Source organism: Achromobacter sp., assembly GCF_036567245.1.
In the GTDB taxonomy this organism is placed as follows: Bacteria; Pseudomonadota; Gammaproteobacteria; order Burkholderiales; family Burkholderiaceae_B; genus Achromobacter.
In genome coordinates this window covers 1-16,443 of sequence record NZ_DATCUY010000009.1, presented here as the reverse complement: position 1 = coordinate 16,443, position 16,443 = coordinate 1, and the positions used below count along the sequence as shown (strand labels likewise).

Below are 16,443 nucleotides of genomic sequence, written 5' to 3'. Positions count from 1 at the left end.
CGGCGTCGTTCAATTCGTCCAGCGGCACGTGTTCGGCGCGGTCCTGCCGCCGCCAACGATCGATCAAGCGATGGCTTGCCGCCTGGAACAGATACCCGCGCGCCTTCAGCGCCACGCTGGCGTCCGCCTTCAGCAAGCGTTCGACGGCGTCATGCGCCGCGTCTTCGGCGTCGTGCCGGTTGCCCGTGCGGCGGCTCCATACGCCCACCAGCTCGTCGTAATACGCGAGCCAGCCGGTGCGGGTCGGAGGTGAGCGGGACATGGGCCGAACGGATTACGCAGCAAAACAGGGTGGCGAATTTTACAAATAATTCTCATTATCGCAACTGCTGTTTTTAGCGCCCGGCCAGATGCGGCGCTTTTTGCCGCTAGTAATCCATGGGGATATGCGCCTGCGCCGCGCGCAGTTCCTGGATGTGGCGTTCGGCCTCTTGCCGTTCAGCCGCCGGCGGCAATGGCCGCCAACCCACCATGTTGCCCGGTGTTTTCACGGGCATCCAACCCAGCACGCTGTATAGCGAAATGGCGGTATCGCCCGTGTCCAGGCGCGTTTCGTAATAGCCCTGCCGATCCGGCGCGGTGTCGCCGGACGTCCAATCCAACTGCGACATCCATGTCTCCTTGTGCAAGCCTCTTGGGCAAGCGCGCCGCCCGCGTGCGGCCTTCGCTTGCCTGATCGTAAAACGGGCGTTGTACGCCGGTGCGCCGGTGCGCCGATGCGTCTACCTTGCGCCCGCTTTGCAATTCTTGACAGAGGGGAATCCCTAGGATGCCGGCCGCGCTGCGCGTTACTTGATGCCGATGAACGGCAGCGCGGCACCGGGTACCTGCGTGGCCGGCAGCACGCCGTCCCACTTTTCCACGGCGTTCAGGCTCACCAGATTGGTATTGGCGGCCAGGGCCTCGGCCTTGGCGCGGATCGCAGCCGCTTCGGCGTCGCCGCGCATGCGGATGCCGTCGGCCTCGGCCGTGAACTGCTGGCGGCGCGCGTCGGCTTCCGCCTTGGCCTTGACCACCTGGATCTCGGCCGTGATCATCGCCGTTTCCTTTTGCTGGCGGGTCGTCTCGATCTGCACTTGCGCCAGCATGCGCTGTTCGATCGAGTGTTCATAGGCCTGCGAAAAGCCGACTTCCTCGATCTGCACGCCCACCACCTGTACCGGCGCGCCTTCCATCGTCTTGAGCACGGCCGTGTTCACGTCCTGGCCCAGCTTCTGGCGTTCCTGGATGGCGCGCACCGCGGTGTACTGGCCGAACACGTTCTTCACCGAATCCGGAGTCTTGCGTTCGAGCACGCGCATCTGCAGATTGCTGATGGTGCCGTACTCCGAGTACAGCTCGGCCACGTGCTCGGGCGGCACGCGGTAGGTCACCGACACGCGCAGCGTCGCCGGCTGCTGGTCATAGCTGTAGGCTTCCAGCTTCTCAAACACGAACGTGTGGTCGCGCACCGACACCGTCATGACGTTGTCGATGAACGGGGTCTTGAAATCCAGGCCCGGTTCCGACACGCGCACCAGCTTGCCGTTGCGCAGCACCACGCCGCGCTCGCCCTGATCGACCTGGAACCAGGAATCGAAAGCCAGGAACAGGATCAGCAAAAACAACACCGCTGTAATAACCGCGATCTTGAAACTACGCGGTTTTACGGCACCAATCGTCTTGACCATCTGGATATCTGTCGGCTTCACTTCGAATCCCTTTCTGATTTTGAACGTTTACGGTCCGAGAGCACGGCGGCGATGCCGCGCGCCAGCAAATAGGCGACCACGGCCGCCCCTACCAAGATCAGGAAATACCTCATCGTGCGTTCCCCCCCGGAAAATAAGCAGGGGATTCTATCGCGAGTGGAGGGTCAAACGAATTGTGGCGATTGTTGCGATTGAATCCGCCGGCGAAAGTAGCGCTTGCCCAACGACGGCGCTACGCTAGGCTCCTCTACATAGCAGGAGCCGAAACCATGCCCCGCAAACGTTCGATGATCGTGGCCATCTTTGCCTGTGCCGTCGCGCTCGGCGCGCCGGCGCATGCCGCGCCGCCCGAAGGCAAGGGCAAGCCGGACCATGCCGGTCAGGGCAACGGCAATGGCAATGGCAAGAACAAGGGCCAACAGAGCCAGGACAACGGCGTCAGCGTCACGCTCAGCACCGCCGGCATCACCGTTTCCACCGCGCGCGGCTACGCAGTGCAGGCTGGCGCAACCGGCTACAGTTCGCTGCCGCCGGGCATACGCAAGAACCTGGCACGCGGCAAGCCCCTGCCTCCGGGCATCGCCAAGAAGATGGTGCCCGGCCCGATGCTGACGCGCCTGCCGGTCCATCCCGGATACGAATGGCGCGTCGCGGGCAGCGACTTGATCCTCGTCGCCATCGCCACCGCCGTCGTGGCGGACGTTCTCACGGGCGTGTTCAACTAGGCGCGAATGCGCGCCGGACGCCGCGGCGCGGCGTCCATAGTTCCTAGCATCAGGCCGCACACTGTTACGTCCCTGCGCCCGACCTATCTGCTACCGTTGAATGGCCTCGCGCCGCGGCCCTGGCCCGGCGCCCACGACGGAGACCGCGCATGCCACGTCCTTCCGAGTCCGCGCCGTTGATCGGTGTGATCCCCCCCTACATGCTGGATCGGCTGGCGCAGCACGCCGACACGCGGGTCAGCATGCCCGCGGTCAAGACGCTGATCATCGACCAGCAGCAGCGCAGCTTGCGCGAAATGGCGGTGCAGCCGCCACGCGCCAAGCCGGCCCTCCCCAAGAAGGCGGCGCCCGCCGGCACACCGCAGCGCGCCGTGCACGACGCCGCCAATACCACCACCCTGCCCGGCAAGCTGGTACGCGCCGAGGGCGCCCGCGCCAGCGGCGACGTGGCCGTGGATGAGGCCTATGAACACCTGGGCGCGACCTACAAGCTGTTCTGGGACATCTACCAGCGCCACTCCATCGACGGCCAGGGACTGCCCCTGGTCGGCACCGTGCATTACGGCGAAGACTATGACAACGCCTTCTGGAATGGCGCGCAAATGGTGTTCGGCGATGGCGACGGCGAGGTATTCAACCGCTTCACGGTCGCGGTGGACATCATCGGCCACGAGCTCACGCATGGCGTCATCGATGCCGAGGCCGCCCTGCTGTATCAGAGCCAGTCCGGCGCGCTGAACGAATCCCTGTGCGACGTGTTCGGCGCGCTGGTCAAGCAATACACGCTGGGACAGGACGCAAGCCAGGCCGATTGGCTGGTGGGCGCCGGACTGTTCATGCCCAAGATCCGCGCCCGCGCGCTGCGTTCCATGGCCGAGCCCGGCAGCGCCTATGACGATCCCCTGCTGGGCAAGGACCCGCAACCTGCCCACATGCGCGATTACGTCGACACGCCCAACGACAACGGCGGCGTGCACATCAACTCCGGCATTCCCAACCGCGCCTTCTATCTGGCGGCCACCGCGCTGGAAGGCCCCGCCTGGGCCGGCGCGGGCCGCGTCTGGTACGACGCGCTGTGCGACAAGCGTCTGCGGCACGATGCCGACTTCACGCAATTCGCGAAACTGACGCTGGCGGTGGCAGCGGAACGCCATGGCGCGACAGTGCGCGATGCCGTCGCCCGGGCCTGGGCCGGCGTGGGAGTCCAGACATGATCGAACTGCCTCCCCTGGACCTTGCCATGCTGGTGCGCCTGACCCGCGAAGGCGGACTGGCTTATGTGCCCGCGCTGGCGCAACCGCGCAGCATCGACCTGGTCACCTGCCCGCCGGAGCTGCGGCAGGAAGTCTGCGACGCCCTGCAACGCTCCGCTCCGGTCGCCGTCCCGCGCTGCGCCGAAGCCGGCGGCGACCAGCGCTATTTCCACGTGGAGGTCATATACGAAGGCGACGACGTGGCGGACATCAGCTTCGACGTGCCGGAGACCGACGCGCCCGAGACGCTGGTGCGCTTATGGAAAAGCTGGGCCGGACAGGCTTGAGCGCAGCGTCCCGGTATTGCCCGATCTGGATGGCGCGCCCCGCATAGAGGCCGGTGGCCGCCATTGCCAGGCACAAGGCGGCGCACAGGCCCAGCGCCACGGCCCAGTCGCCTTGCACGTCGTGCAGCGTGCCCACCAAGGCTGGCCCAGTGGCGGCGAACAGGTAGCCGACGCATTGCGCCATGCCCGACAGCGCCGCCGCCTGCTGCGCATGGCTGGCGCGCAAGCCCACGAATGCCAGGCCCAGGATGATGCCGCCGCCCGTGCCCAGCCCCATCAGGACGATCCACAGCGTCGCCCAGCCGGGCGCGGCGATCAGGCCGGCAAACGCGACGAACGAGGCCGCGGCCGAGAGGAACGCGACGCCGCGCTGGTCCTTCAAGCGCCGCACCACGGGGGCCAGGAACAGAGCAGGCACCGCTGACATGAGCTGCAGCAGGCCATGCAACGCGCCGGCGCGCTCGGGCGTATAGCCTGCGTCGCGCAGGATGGCCGGCAGCCAGCTCACGCCCACGTAGAACACGAAGGAATTGATACCCAGGAACAGCGTCACCTGCCACGCCAGCGCAGAACGCCACAGGCGGGCGCCATGCGGCGCATGCGCCGTGGATGCGGCGGGCGCGGTGTGATTGGCCAGCTGCGGCAGCCACAGCAGGGCGCCGGCCAACGGCAACAGCAGCAGGCAGCCGGTGGAAAAGCGCCACGTAGCGTCGGACAAGTTGGCCAGCGGTATGGCGACGGCGGACGCCAGGCCGGCGGCCAGGCTCATGGTCAGCACGTAGGCCGAGGTCAGGCTTGCGAGCTGCTGCGGAAAATCGCGCTTCAGCAGGCTGGGCAGCAGCACATTGCCGATGGCGATGCCGGATCCGATGACAGCGGTGCCCAGGAACAGGCTCCAGGCCGGTCCCAGCGTGCGCACCAGGATGCCCCCCGCGATCAGCAGCATGGCGGCAAACAAGCTGCGCTCCAGGCCGTGGCGGCGCGCCATGCCCGCGGCGAGCAGCGACACCACGGCAAAAGCCAGCAAGGGCAAGGTGATCAGCATGCCCGCGGCCGTGGAGCTCAGCCCCAACTGCTCACGCAGCATGCCTGTCAGCGGCGGCACGCCTGTAATGGGCGCGCGCAGCGCCATGGACATGCAGAGTATGCCCGCGATCAGCAACACGGGATTGCCAGCGGGGTGTTTGGAAGTAAGGGGATGCGAATTCATGCCTACAGCTTAAGCATCGCCGTCTTCGCCGAATTTCGAGATAATGACAAATTATCCCTAAATTCAGCCAAGGTACATCCGATGCACCGCCTGGACGACCCCGCTCCGTTCTTCAATCCCGACATGGACGCGCAATGGACCTATGCCATGCGTGTGCACGCGGACGAGAACGACCAGGAATCGCCGCCGCACCGGCATGCCATGGGCCAGTTGGTGCTGTCCCTGCAAGGCGGCGTGACCTGCTCGGTGCCGCAGGGCCTGTGGATGGTGCCGCCGCAATGCGGCGTCTGGATTCCTGGCGGCGTGCCGCACAGCAACCGTGTCACGCAGAACGGCCGCGTCTGCTTCCTGTTCGTGCCGCCGGACGCGCCGGGCCTGCCGGGACAATGCTGCACGCTGGCCATCTCGCCGCTGGTGCGCGAGCTGGTGGCCTATCTGGCGGACCTGCCCCCAGAGGAAACGGCAACGACCGCCAACCGCAAGCTGGCCGAGGTGCTGGTCGAGCAACTGGCGCGCATGCCGGCCGAGCAATTGCACCTGCCCATATCCGAACACCCGCGCCTGCGCGAAATCGCCGACGCCCTGCACGCCGATCCCGCCGACCGCAGCACGGTGGCGCAATGGGGCAGCCGCGTCGCCATGAGCGAGCGCACGCTGGCGCGGCTGATCCGGCAAGAGCTCGGCATGAGCTTTGGCCGCTGGCGCCAGCAGATGCACATCATCCAGGCCTTGCAGCGCCTGTCCGCGGGCGTCTCGGTGCAGCGCACGGCGGAAGACCTGGGCTACGAGTCCGTCAGCGCCTTCATCACCATGTTCCGCAAGACCTTGGGCAAGACGCCTGCCCGCTATTTCGCGGACAAGGCGGACGGCATCAATTGACGACGGGCGGGTAGTCCAGTTCGCCTGATTTCATCAGGCCGCGCGTGTGCGCCTCGCGCAGTTCCGCGACCGTCTGATCGCGGGTCTTGTCCGATTGGGATGGCAGCGCGGGCGGATAGTCCTGTTCGCCGTACGTCACCAGTCCCGCCGCGCGCGCGGCATCGAGTTCCTCGCGCACCTGCTGGCGGGTCTTGGTGCTGACATGAGGCAGATCCACCGGGTATTGCTGTTCGCCGTAAGTCACCAGGCCAGCGGCCTTGGCTTCCATCAATTCGGCGCGCACCTGTTCACGGGTCTTGCCTTCGGCATGCGCGGCAGCGCCAACGAAAGCCATGATCAGCGCCAGTGCTGAGAGTCGGAATGTATGCATGAAATCCTCTGCGGTTAACGAGTGCTGCATTATTCGTTCGCCGGCCCGCCGGGATAAATCCCGCGCGGTGCAATCCAAGGTTGCGCCTCACGCAAACCTTTCGGCATGCCGACGCCGCGACACGCGCACCCTTGCGTCCCGTGCAAGGGTGGGTTGATCCAGGAATGGTTTTTCCGCCTCCTGCATCTACCTAGACTGAATGGCTCCTGTTATCCAAGGACGCTATTCCATGTTGTTTTCCTCATCCCCGGGCAGGAGCGGCCCACGATCATGACGGCCGCCACTCCCCCCGCCCCGCCCGCCGCGGCGGCCTTCGGCTGGCGCATCCTGACCGGATTGCTAGGCGTGCTGCTGGCGGTGATCCTCGCCGGGCTCAACGAAAACGTGACCAAGATGGCGCTGCCGGACATCCGCGGCGCGCTGGGCATCGGCTACGACCAGGGCACCTGGTTCGTGGCCGTCTACGCCGCGGCCTCGGTATGCGCCATGGCGTTCGCGCCCTGGTGCTCGGTCACGTTTTCATTGCGCCGCTTCACGGTCGCGGCGCTGGCCGCTTTCGCGCTATTCGGCGCGCTCTGCCCGTTCGCGCCCAACCTGCCCGTGCTGCTGTTCCTGCGCACCCTGCAAGGCCTCGCGGGCGGCGCGCTGCCGCCCATGCTCATGACGGTGGCGCTGCGTTTCCTGCCGCCGGGCATCAAGCTCTACGGACTGGGCGGCTACGCCCTCACCGCCACCTTCGCGCCCAGCCTGGGCATACCGCTGGCCGCCTTCTGCACCGAGGTGCTGGGCTGGCGCTGGGCCTTCTGGCTGATCGTCGGCCCTGCGGCGCTCGCCGCCTGGGCCGTCTGGCGCGGCCTGCCCCAAGATCCGCTCAAGCTCGAACGGCTGCGCCTGTTCGACTGGCGCGGCCTGCTGCTGGGCGCGCCGGCGCTGTCGATGCTAGTCATCGGCCTGTTGCAGGGCGACCGGCTGGATTGGCTGAACTCGCCGCTGATCTCGGTGCTGCTGGGCGGCGGCGGCGTATTGATGGCGCTGTTCATGATCAACGAATGGTCCCACCCCTTGCCGTTCTTCAAGATCCAGCTCTTGCGCCACCGCAACCTGAGCCATGCCTTGCTGACGCTGGGCGGCGTGCTGATCGTGCTGTTGGGCGTGATCCTGATTCCGTCGACGTTCCTGGCTCAATTGCGCGGCTACCGCCCGCTGGAAACGGCGCCGGTGCTGCTGACCATGGGCCTGCCGCAACTGATCGCGCTGCCGCTGGTCGCCGCGCTGTGCAATTTGCGCCAGGTGGATTGCCGCTGGGTGCTGGCTGGCGGACTCGGACTGTTGGCGCTGTCCTGCCTGCTGGGATCGCAACTGACGCCGGTCTGGTCGCGCGAGCAGTTCTATCTGCTGGAAGCCGTGCAGATCTTCGCCCAGCCCATGGCCGTGATCCCGCTGCTGATGCTGGCCACCGGCGGCCTGACGCCACAGGACGGCCCCTGGGCGTCGTCCTGGTTCAACACCATCAAGGGCTTTGCCGCGGTGGCCGCCACCGGCCTGCTGGACGCGCTGACCACATCGCGCCGCAATTACCACTCCAGCATGCTGGCCGACCAACTGGGCAACTTCCCGCTGAGCACGGCAGGCGAAAGCGCAGCGGCGCTGTCCCGCCGCATCCAGGAGCAGGCCGCCGTGCTGACCTCCGCCGATCTCTATCTGTGCATGGCCGGCGTGGCCGTGCTCCTCATCCTGCTGATCCCCTTCGTCGCGACCCGGATCTACCCTCCGCGCGCCGCGGCCTGAAATCGAGCCCATATCATGTCTATCTCTCTCTTGACTTCTCCCCTTCCCCGCGCCGGCGCCCTCGGCGCCCTGGTCCTGCTGGCCTATGCAGGCTGGTCATGGTCCGCCACCGGCGCCGCCGAATCCACCGACGACGCCACCGTCGTCGCCGATCACACCATCGTCGCGCCACAGGTATCCGGCTTCATCGACGCCGTGCTGGTCGAAGACAACCAGGCCGTCAAGCAGGGCCAACTGCTCGCCCGCATCGACGACCGCGACCATCGGGCCGCGCTGGCGGCCGCAAGCGCCGAACTCGCGGTCGCCGGTGCGCGCCTGTCTGACGCATCCGCAACCCTGGAGCGCCAGCAGGCCGTGATCGACCAGGCCGTCGCCGTCACGCGCGCCGACCTGGCGGACATCCGCTATGCCGAAAGCGAAGCCCAGCGCCACCGCAGGCTGGCCAGCGAGGGCGCCGGCACGCAGCAGGCCTATGAACAGGCCCGCAGCCGGCTGGATATGGCGCAGGCGCGCCAGGCCGAACACACAGCCACCTTGCAGGCCGCACGCAAGCAGCGCGAAGTGCTGGAAGCCACCCGCGAGGCCGCGCAGGCCGGCCTGCTGCGCGCGCAGGCCCTGAAGGACCGCGCGGAACTCAATCTGTCGCATGCCCAGGTCGTCTCCCCCATCGATGGCATCGTGGGCAGGCGCTCGTTGCGCGTCGGCGCCTACGTCAGCCCCGGCACGCCCATCCTCGCGGTGGTGCCGCTGCAGCAAGCGTATGTGGTGGCGAACTTCCGCGAAAAGCAGTTGACCCGCATGCGCCCGGGCCAACCCGCCCTCATCACGGTCGACGCCTATCCGGATACGCCGCTGCGCGGCCGCGTCCAGAGCATCGCGCCGGCCACGGGCCTGAGCTTTTCGCCGGTAGTCCCCAGCAATGCCACCGGCAACTTCACCAAGGTGGCGCAGCGCATCCCCGTCAAGATCGTGCTGGACGCGCCGGCCGACGGCGCGCCGCCGCTGCGCGCCGGCATGTCCGTCGAAGCCGTGGTCGATACCGGGGCTGCGGCTGAGGAGTCCGTGCAATGACCCCGCGCCTCTGGGTCCATGCCGCGTTCACTTGCGCGCTTTCCGCATTGACGGGCTGCGCCGTGGGTCCCGACTTTCAGGCTCCCCAGCCGCAGTTGCCCGCGCAATGGCGTATGGCCGACGAGTCCGCCGCAGGCAGCGTCCCGGTCCCGCAAGACGTGAACACATCCTGGTGGGACAGCTTCGGCGATCCCACCCTGAGCGCCCTGATCGCCGAAGCGACCGAGGCCAACCTGGACATACGCATCGCCCACGAGCGCCTGCTGCAAAGCCGCGCCGCCCTGCGCATGACCGAGGCCGACGGCCTGCCAGGAATCGGCGCAGGCGCAAGCTACAAGCGCGGCCAGAACAGCGAGGTCGGCCTGGCGGACCCTTCGGGGCGCGGCGGCAAATCCTCATTCAACCTATGGCAGGCGGGCGTGGACGCCAGCTGGGAACTGGACCTGTGGGGCCGCGTGCGGCGTGAAGTCGAGCAGGCGGGCGCACAGTCGCAGGCGGCGCTGGAGGCGCAGCGTGGCGTGGTGCTGGCCATCCGCGCCGAAACGGCGCGCAACTACATCCGGCTGCGCGGCACGCAGAACCAGCTGGACGTGCTGCGCAAGACGCTCGCCAACGCCGAGCGCAACCTCGCTCTGACCCGCCTGCGCCAACGCGAAGGCGTGGCCACCGAACTGGACGTGTCGCAAGCCGATGCGCAGGCGGCCGCCATCGAAGCCGCAGTGCCGCCGCTGGCGCAGCGCATCGACCAATTGATGAATGCCCTGGCGCTGCTGCTGGAGCAGCCGCCCGGCGCGCTGCAGGAACGCCTGGCGGCTGTCGGGCCGATACCGGGCGGCCCGCTGCAGGTCCCCGTCGGACTGCCCAGCGAGCTGGCCGAGCGCAGGCCAGACATCCGCCGCGCGCAAGCCGATCTGCATGCGGCTGTCGCAGCAATCGGCGTGGCGGAGGGCGATTTCTATCCGCGCATCACGCTGTCCGGCAATTTCGGCTTGCAGGCGTTGCAGCTGCGGGATCTCGACACGGATCATGCCGGCATCTTCGGTGTGGGGCCCGCGCTGCAGATCCCCATCTTCCAGGGCGGCCGGCTGCAAGGCCGCCTGCGGCTGCGCGAGTCGCAGGCTCAGGAGGCAGCGCTGCTGTATCAAAAAGCCGTGCTGAATGCCTGGCACGAGGTCGACAACGCCATGATCGCCTATCAGGCGCAGCAGCGCACCCGCGTCAGTCTGGAGCGCGCCTCCAGGAGCGCCCGCCAGGCGCTGCTCAACGCGCAACGCCAATATGCCGCGGGCGCGTCGGACTTCGTGAACGTGCTCAGCGCGCAGAACGCGGTGCTGGCCAGCGACCAGGAACGCGTATCGACCCAGGCCGCGGTGTCACTGGTGCTGGTGGATCTGTACCGGTCATTGGGCGGCGGCTGGGAGCCGCCAATCGCGGCGGTTAGCCCTGCTTCGGTCCCGCCACAATGAACAGCCGCGGGAACGGCAGCAACACGGTGCCGTCGGCCATCGCCGGATATGCCTCTTCGATCAGGGATTGGTAGCGGGCCAGGAAACTGGCCTGCCCGGCCGCGTCCAGCCGGTCCAGGTAGGGCCGCAACGCCGTGCCCTTGAACCACTCAACGACAGCTGCCGCGCCCGCCAGCGGATGATGATAGGTCGTGCGCCACACTTCCAGCAGGCCGCAATGCGGCTTGAGCAGTTCGTAGTACCAGGCCGCGCTGTGACGCGGCGGATGCTTGAAGCCGCCGATGGCGGCGGCCCAGGGCGCTTCGCCGGCCACCTGGCGCGCCAGGCGGTGGGCCGGCTCCTCCAGGTTGTCCGGCGTCTGCACCGCCAGGCTGCCGCCCGGGGCCAGCTTGCCGACCAGGCGGGGATAGAGCGTCGCGTGGTCGGGCACCCATTGCAACGCGGCGTTCGCCAGGATCACGTCGTAGGTCCCGGACGGATCCCACGTGGCGATGTCGGCGAGTTCGAATTGCATCCCCGGCAGGCGCTTTCTCGCAGATTGGAGCATGTCTTCCGAACTGTCCATGCCGCTGACCTCGGCGTCCGGGTAGCGGCTGGCCAACACCTCGGTGGAGTTGCCCGGGCCGCAGCCCAGGTCCACCGCGCGCTTCACCTCCTGGTTGGGCAAGGCGGCGACCAGGTCCCGCACCGGACGGGTGCGTTCGTTTTCAAAGGCGGAATACTGTTTGGCGGACCAGCTGGTCATGACGGTTCCTTGCGGCATTTGGACTGTCCAGCACTCTACGCCCGCTGCACAGGCGCGACAAATCCCAAAAAATGCGCCCGCCATATCCATCGGATATGGCGGGCGTCTTACGTCAGGCCGCGAGGCTTACTCCGCCGCGAGTTCCTGCTTGGCAGCGTCCGAGCGGGTTTTCCACAGCGAGAACAACACGCCGCCCGCGATCAGGCCAAAGGTCACCGACAGCGACACAACCGCCGGCACCTTGCCGATGAAACCGACCAGGAAGATCTTGGTGCCGATGAAGACCAGGACCAGGGCCAGCGCGTACTTCAGGTAGTGGAAACGGTGGATCATCGCGGCCAGCGCAAAGTACAGCGCACGCAGGCCCAGGATGGCGAAAATGTTGCTGGTGTAGACGATGAAAGGATCGGTGGTGATGGCGAAGATCGCCGGCACCGAGTCCACCGCGAACAACAGGTCCACGAACTCGATCAGCACCAGCGCCAGCAGCAGCGGCGTGGCCCAGCGCACCTTCTTCGACGTGGCGGGATCCGTCTCCATCACCCAGAACGCATTGCCGCGCAGCCCTTCCGTGACGCGCATGCGGCGCTTCAAAAATTTCAGGATGGGGTTGGACGCGATATCGGGCGTCTGGTCCGCAATCATCCACATCTTGATGCCGGTGAACACCAGGAAGGCGCCGAAGACGTACAGCAGCCAGCCGAAGTTGCTGACCAAAGCCGCGCCCAGACCTATCATGATGGCGCGCAGCACGATCACGCCGAGGATGCCCCAGAACAACACACGGTGCTGGTACTGGCGCGGAATCGCGAAGAAACTGAAGATCAGCGCGATCACGAAGACGTTGTCCATCGACAGCGACTTCTCGATCATGAAGCCCGTGTAGTAGGCCATGCCGCTGGCGGAACCCATCTGCCACCAGACCCAGGCGCCGAACAGCAGCGCCGCGCTGATGTAACCGGCGGACAGCAGCAGGCTCTCGCGCACGCCGATCTCGCGGTCTTCCTTGTGCAGCACGCCCAGGTCAAAGGCCAGCAAGGCGACCACGATGCCGATGAACAGCAGCCAGCTCCAGGCCGGTGTGCCGAAGAAATCGGCGGAGAGTAAGGTGATCAAGGTGTCCATGATGTTCCCGCTTGTGTTCGAAGGGGCTCATGATCCGGATCCCGGGCAGACGGAGAAATCAGCCTGAAAGTGAGTTAAGGTTCGAAAAAACCGAAGTGATTCCTGCCATGCTCAATTACCGACACCTGTATTACTTCTGGATGGTCGCCAAGGAAGGCGGGTTTTCCCGCGCCGCCGAAAGGCTGGACATGGCCATCCAGACCATCAGCGCGCAAGTGCGCGAACTTGAAAAAAACCTGGGCCACCAACTGCTCAAGCCGGCCGGGCGCGGCGTGGCGCTGACCGACGCGGGCGAAGCCGCCTTCGCCCGCGCCGAAGAAATCTTCCAGATCGGCCAGGTGCTGCCCCAGGAGGTCCGCGCGGCGGCCACCAAGCCCGTCATGCGCTTGTCCGTGGGCCTGTCGGACGGCATTTCCAAGCTGGCCGCGCAGGCTTTGCTGGGCCCGGTGCTGCACACCCCGGACCTGCGCCTGACCTGCCACGAAGGCGAAGTCGAGGAACTGCTGGGCGAACTGGCCCAGCATCACCTGGACCTGGTGCTGGCCGGCCAGGGCGCGCCCGCCAACCCCAACCTGCGCCTCACCAGCGATCGTCTGGTCTCGTCGCCGGTGGACTGGTACGGCCCCGCCAAGCTGGTGCGCAAGGCCGACACGCAGGACTTCCCGCGCTGCCTGGAACGCCTGCCGGTGCTGCTTCCCACCGGCCATTCGGTGCTGCGCCAGACGCTGGACCGCTGGTTCGGCGAACAAGGCATATTTCCCAATGTGGTGGGAGAATTCGAGGACAGCGCCCTGATGTCGGTGTTCGCGGCCCGCGGCCTGGGCGTGTTTCCGCTTAGCCGCCTGGGTGGCGGCGACATCGGCGTGCTGCGGGGCTTGCGTCCCCTGGCCCGCTGCGACGACGTGCACGAGGAAATCCACGCCATCCGCAACCGGCGGGGACAGCACCATCCGCTGGTCCAGATCGTGCTCGCCAAGGCGAAAACTTCGGTTTTTTCTTAATGTTTGTCACAACCACGCTGGTTTTTCAGAAATAGAATCCGCTTTATCGTGGACCCTCTTTTGAAATATCGGAGTACCACCTCAATGAAAAAGATCATCTGGCTCGCCTTCGCCGTGCTTGCCGCACTCTGGACCGGGCTGGTTGCGCTGACGCTGCAGCTGACCAACTGGGTCCTGTCGACCATCGCCACGACCCAGGTGCCCGGCACGGCGCTGGACACGTCGCAATGGGTCCCGCCCGCCTGGGCCGCGGCCTGGGTCGACCCCGCCTGGCTGCAGACGCTGCAAGGCGGCCTGGTGTGGGCCGCGCAGGGCCTGAACCAGATGCTGCCCTTCGCCGGCAGCCTCGGCACGCTGATCTCGGTGCTCGCCTGGATCTTCTGGGGCTTCATCATCGTGGGCTTGCTGGTGCTGGCGCTGATCCTGCACTGGCTGGCCGGCAAGCGCGAGCAAGCCGCGGCGCCCGGCCGTCAAGTGGTGTAATAAGGCAGGCAACGCGGCAACCCGGCGCGCTGCCTCCTCATAGGAGCGTGCCGTGTCCACCGTCCATCCCCCTGTCCCCAAGCTGTTCCTGGCGGCCTTGCTGGCCATGGCCGCCACGACAGCGCAGGCGCATCCTGCGCGCGCCGCCTACGGCGTCGAGGTCTGCACGGTCACGGGGACTTCCGGCGAGTACAGCGTGCGCGTGCGCAACACCGGCACCGCGCCCCTGGCCCGCGCTGAAATCAACGGCGTCAGCCTGGATTCCAAAGGGAACGCGGCCGGACCGCTCACTGTCAACCTGACCGATATCCCTCCCGGCAAGTACAAGACCGCGGTGCTGGGCCGCCCGGGCAATGGCGCAGCGCTGGTCAGCATCGCCACCTATGTCAGCGCCAACGGCGCTGAAACGCATCAGCAGGACCTGTTTGCCGGCAAGGTCGCGCACGTCTCGCCCGGCTCTGCCTTGCAGTACACGCTGGCCCCCCTGGCCGTGCGCGGCTGGACCGTGGCCTACGGCACCAAGCAGGATCCCAAGCTGGAAGCCGGCAGCGCGGTGTTGCTGATCTACCCGGTCACCCTGGGCAAGAAGCGGGATGCGACGCGCCCGGACGCCGGACGCGCGCCTACCGACGTGGTGCCGCTTGCGCCCTGCGGCGCGGCGAAGAAATCCTGAATACGCTCAGGTGCCGCTGAGCAGGTCGCGCTCGTTCAGCAGCGCATAGACGATCTCGGGCCGGCTGTCGAAGCCGCGGCGAATGGCGGCGGGGATCGCGGTGCGCGTCTTGCGGCACAGCCCCAGCTGGTCCTCCAGCTGGATCGCAATGCCGCGCGAGGTGCGCACCTCGTTCTCGCTCGGCGTGATCAGAATCACGATGCCCAATTGCGCCTGGATGCGTCCCTGCATGGCGCGCAGGTCCTCCAGGCTGGAGATGCTCTCCAGCCGCGCCACCAGTCGTTTCTCTTCTTCCTTGGTCAGCCGCAGCACGCGGACGTCCGCGGCCGGATCGGCCAGCAGCCGGTCCCGGTCGCACACGCATGCGCCCGGCGGGCATTCTTGACGGATGGGAAACGGAAAATTCATGGCGGGCGGAGCGCGTCGCGGCGATCTTGCGTATCTTGGAATTCTACCCAGGATCCCCCGCCCCCTGCCGGGCGGCAAGTCCTCGTTTCCCCGCAAGCCGCTGCGGCATAATGCCTCACCGAATCGACGGCGCGGAGGGCGCCCACATGAGAGCATTGCTGTCCGTGGCGGCGCTGGCCGCACTGTCCGCGCTGAGCCAGAACGCCGCCGCGCGCGATTATCCCTATTCGATCCAGCCCGGTCTGTCCGCAGTCGTGACCGTTACCGAACTGCCGGAGCAGCGCCTGAGCGTGCGCGTAGGCGACGGCACGGCGCAGGAAATCGCCCGCCTCGACGGCGACGAAGACATCGACCAGTTCCTGGGCGTGGACGTGGACCATGACGGCTATCGCGACTTCGTCATCGGCCAGACCGGCGGGAGCACACAGGCCATTTCGCGCCTATTCCTGTACCGCCCGCAGGAGGGACGCTTTCTCGAAGTGCCGCATCCCGATGCCGCGGCCAGTCCCTGCCGCGGCTTCGTCAATCCCGTATTCGACGCAGGCAAGCCCGTCTTCTCCGTGGCGTGCCGCTACAGCGCCGACACCTATGGCTTCGAGGAGTACCGGGTATGCCCGGACGGCTCGGCGCAGGCCATTTCCTGGACGCGACGCGAAGGCGAATCGGAACGGCGTATCCCTCACCCCGGATCCCAGGCCGGAAAGTGCACGGGGCGGCCGGGTCATTAGGCGCGCGCACGACGAGAGCAATCGGCCCCGCACCGCAAGCCAGCCATGGCGCCGCAAGCATCGCGGCCGCTATAGTTGCACTTCCGCCATCCAGCCCCTACCTCCAAGGACACCCGCGCCGTGCTGATTTTCCACAACCCTGTCCATGACAAACATGCCGGCCGACAGGAAATGTTCCGCGGCAAGCTGGTGCCCTGCCACGAAACCCCGGCGCGCCTGGAGTTCGTGCTGCAGGCGTTGCGCCAACGCGGCATCGGAGAATTGCGCGCACCGTCGGCGACGGACCTGGACCTGGTCAAGCGCGTACACACGCCGCGCTACGTGGATTTCCTGGCCAGCGCCTGGCACGATTGGGTCGCGCTGGATCCGGCCAATGCCGAGCTGGACATCCTGCCCTCGATCTGGCCCGTGCGCGGCTTTCGCCACGACATCGAACCGACGAACTTCGCCGCGCGGGTCGGCCTGTTTTCGTTCGACAGCGGCTGCCCGCTGACTGCGGGCACCTGGGAAGCCGCCACCGCCGGCGCCGCCTGCGCCATC

Annotated in this window: 19 protein-coding genes and 1 pseudogene; 12 read left to right on the top strand and 8 right to left on the bottom strand. The window is 66.9% G+C overall.

Annotation, left to right across the window (positions count from 1 at the left end; all coding sequences use genetic code 11):
• The 3 genes from VIR09_RS00390 to VIR09_RS00380 all read right to left on the bottom strand — a co-directional run.
• Positions 1–262 (bottom strand): sigma factor (locus tag VIR09_RS00390; protein ID WP_332010616.1); only part of this gene is annotated, 262 nt, incomplete at its 3' end.
• A gap of 106 nt (positions 263–368) precedes the next feature.
• Positions 369–611, bottom strand: a complete 243-nt coding sequence (locus VIR09_RS00385; protein WP_046806777.1) for a hypothetical protein — start codon at positions 609–611, stop codon at positions 369–371.
• A 177-nt stretch (positions 612–788) separates the two neighbouring features.
• On the bottom strand, positions 789–1,670 hold the full coding sequence (locus VIR09_RS00380) for a prohibitin family protein (protein ID WP_332010618.1): 882 nt from the start codon (positions 1,668–1,670) through the stop codon (positions 789–791).
• Positions 1,671–1,960: 290 nt separating this feature from the next.
• Between VIR09_RS00380 and VIR09_RS00375 the strand changes: the two genes are divergently transcribed.
• The 3 genes from VIR09_RS00375 (at position 1,961) to VIR09_RS00365 (ending at position 3,956) form a co-directional block, all read left to right on the top strand.
• Entirely contained in the window at positions 1,961–2,416 is a 456-nt protein-coding gene (locus VIR09_RS00375; protein ID WP_332010610.1) for an anti-virulence regulator CigR family protein, read from the top strand.
• Positions 2,417–2,565: 149 nt separating this feature from the next.
• Positions 2,566–3,630 (top strand): M4 family metallopeptidase, encoded by a 1,065-nt coding sequence (locus tag VIR09_RS00370; RefSeq protein ID WP_332010608.1) that lies wholly within the window; start codon positions 2,566–2,568, stop codon positions 3,628–3,630.
• Positions 3,627–3,956, top strand: a complete 330-nt coding sequence (locus tag VIR09_RS00365; RefSeq protein ID WP_332010605.1) for a protealysin inhibitor emfourin — start codon at positions 3,627–3,629, stop codon at positions 3,954–3,956. The genes VIR09_RS00370 and VIR09_RS00365 overlap by 4 nt, the downstream gene beginning before the upstream one ends.
• On the opposite strand, the gene VIR09_RS00360 is transcribed toward VIR09_RS00365, so the two are convergent.
• A complete protein-coding gene (locus VIR09_RS00360; protein WP_332010603.1) occupies positions 3,880–5,166 on the bottom strand; it encodes an MFS transporter in 1,287 nt (428 codons plus the stop codon). The two genes, VIR09_RS00365 and VIR09_RS00360, sit on opposite strands and share 77 nt — an antisense overlap.
• Before the next feature lie 81 nt (positions 5,167–5,247).
• Between VIR09_RS00360 and VIR09_RS00355 the strand changes: the two genes are divergently transcribed.
• The gene (locus VIR09_RS00355; RefSeq protein WP_332010600.1) at positions 5,248–6,045 is read left to right on the top strand and encodes a helix-turn-helix transcriptional regulator; all 798 of its coding nucleotides are present in this window, start codon (positions 5,248–5,250) and stop codon (positions 6,043–6,045) included.
• Here the strand turns inward: VIR09_RS00355 and VIR09_RS00350 are convergent.
• Positions 6,038–6,415, bottom strand: coding sequence for a DUF4148 domain-containing protein (locus tag VIR09_RS00350; protein ID WP_332010597.1), 378 nt, complete (start codon positions 6,413–6,415; stop codon positions 6,038–6,040). The two genes, VIR09_RS00355 and VIR09_RS00350, sit on opposite strands and share 8 nt — an antisense overlap.
• 270 nt (positions 6,416–6,685) lie before the next feature.
• On the opposite strand from VIR09_RS00350, the gene VIR09_RS00345 reads away from it, so the two are divergent.
• Genes VIR09_RS00345 through VIR09_RS00335 form a run of 3 tightly spaced genes read left to right on the top strand, consistent with a single transcriptional unit; the run spans position 6,686 to position 10,740 of the window.
• A complete protein-coding gene (locus VIR09_RS00345) occupies positions 6,686–8,203 on the top strand; it encodes an MFS transporter (RefSeq protein ID WP_332010594.1) in 1,518 nt (505 codons plus the stop codon).
• Positions 8,204–8,218: 15 nt separating this feature from the next.
• Positions 8,219–9,274, top strand: coding sequence for an HlyD family secretion protein (locus tag VIR09_RS00340; protein ID WP_332010591.1), 1,056 nt, complete (start codon positions 8,219–8,221; stop codon positions 9,272–9,274).
• Positions 9,271–10,740 (top strand): efflux transporter outer membrane subunit, encoded by a 1,470-nt coding sequence (locus VIR09_RS00335; protein WP_332010589.1) that lies wholly within the window; start codon positions 9,271–9,273, stop codon positions 10,738–10,740. The genes VIR09_RS00340 and VIR09_RS00335 overlap by 4 nt, the downstream gene beginning before the upstream one ends.
• Here the strand turns inward: VIR09_RS00335 and tam are convergent.
• Together tam and VIR09_RS00325 are read right to left on the bottom strand one after the other, a co-directional pair.
• A complete protein-coding gene (tam, locus tag VIR09_RS00330) occupies positions 10,712–11,485 on the bottom strand; it encodes a trans-aconitate 2-methyltransferase (protein ID WP_332010586.1) in 774 nt (257 codons plus the stop codon). The genes VIR09_RS00335 and tam overlap by 29 nt on opposite strands.
• A 126-nt stretch (positions 11,486–11,611) precedes the next feature.
• The gene (locus VIR09_RS00325) at positions 11,612–12,610 is read right to left on the bottom strand and encodes a TerC family protein (protein WP_332010584.1); all 999 of its coding nucleotides are present in this window, start codon (positions 12,608–12,610) and stop codon (positions 11,612–11,614) included.
• 107 nt (positions 12,611–12,717) lie between these two features.
• On the opposite strand from VIR09_RS00325, the gene VIR09_RS00320 reads away from it, so the two are divergent.
• The 3 genes from VIR09_RS00320 to VIR09_RS00310 all read left to right on the top strand — a co-directional run bounded on the left by VIR09_RS00320 (position 12,718) and on the right by VIR09_RS00310 (position 14,767).
• The gene (locus tag VIR09_RS00320) at positions 12,718–13,611 is read left to right on the top strand and encodes a LysR family transcriptional regulator (RefSeq protein ID WP_332010581.1); all 894 of its coding nucleotides are present in this window, start codon (positions 12,718–12,720) and stop codon (positions 13,609–13,611) included.
• Positions 13,612–13,695: 84 nt separating this feature from the next.
• Complete coding sequence (locus tag VIR09_RS00315; RefSeq protein ID WP_054451706.1) at positions 13,696–14,094, top strand: hypothetical protein; 399 nt, start codon at positions 13,696–13,698, stop codon at positions 14,092–14,094.
• A 52-nt stretch (positions 14,095–14,146) separates the two neighbouring features.
• Positions 14,147–14,767: a hypothetical protein gene (locus VIR09_RS00310; protein WP_332010573.1), complete on the top strand. Its 621-nt coding sequence runs from the start codon at positions 14,147–14,149 to the stop codon at positions 14,765–14,767.
• Positions 14,768–14,773: 6 nt separating this feature from the next.
• On the opposite strand, the gene VIR09_RS00305 is transcribed toward VIR09_RS00310, so the two are convergent.
• Complete coding sequence (locus VIR09_RS00305) at positions 14,774–15,175, bottom strand: hypothetical protein (RefSeq protein WP_332010570.1); 402 nt, start codon at positions 15,173–15,175, stop codon at positions 14,774–14,776.
• Between the two features lie 146 nt (positions 15,176–15,321).
• Here VIR09_RS00305 and VIR09_RS00300 point away from each other — a divergent pair, with 146 nt between their 5' ends.
• Both VIR09_RS00300 and VIR09_RS00295 read left to right on the top strand, forming a co-directional pair.
• Positions 15,322–15,903, top strand: a complete 582-nt coding sequence (locus tag VIR09_RS00300; protein ID WP_332010568.1) for a hypothetical protein — start codon at positions 15,322–15,324, stop codon at positions 15,901–15,903.
• A 120-nt stretch (positions 15,904–16,023) separates the two neighbouring features.
• A pseudogene (locus VIR09_RS00295) lies at positions 16,024–16,443 on the top strand (histone deacetylase family protein); the annotation flags it as partial.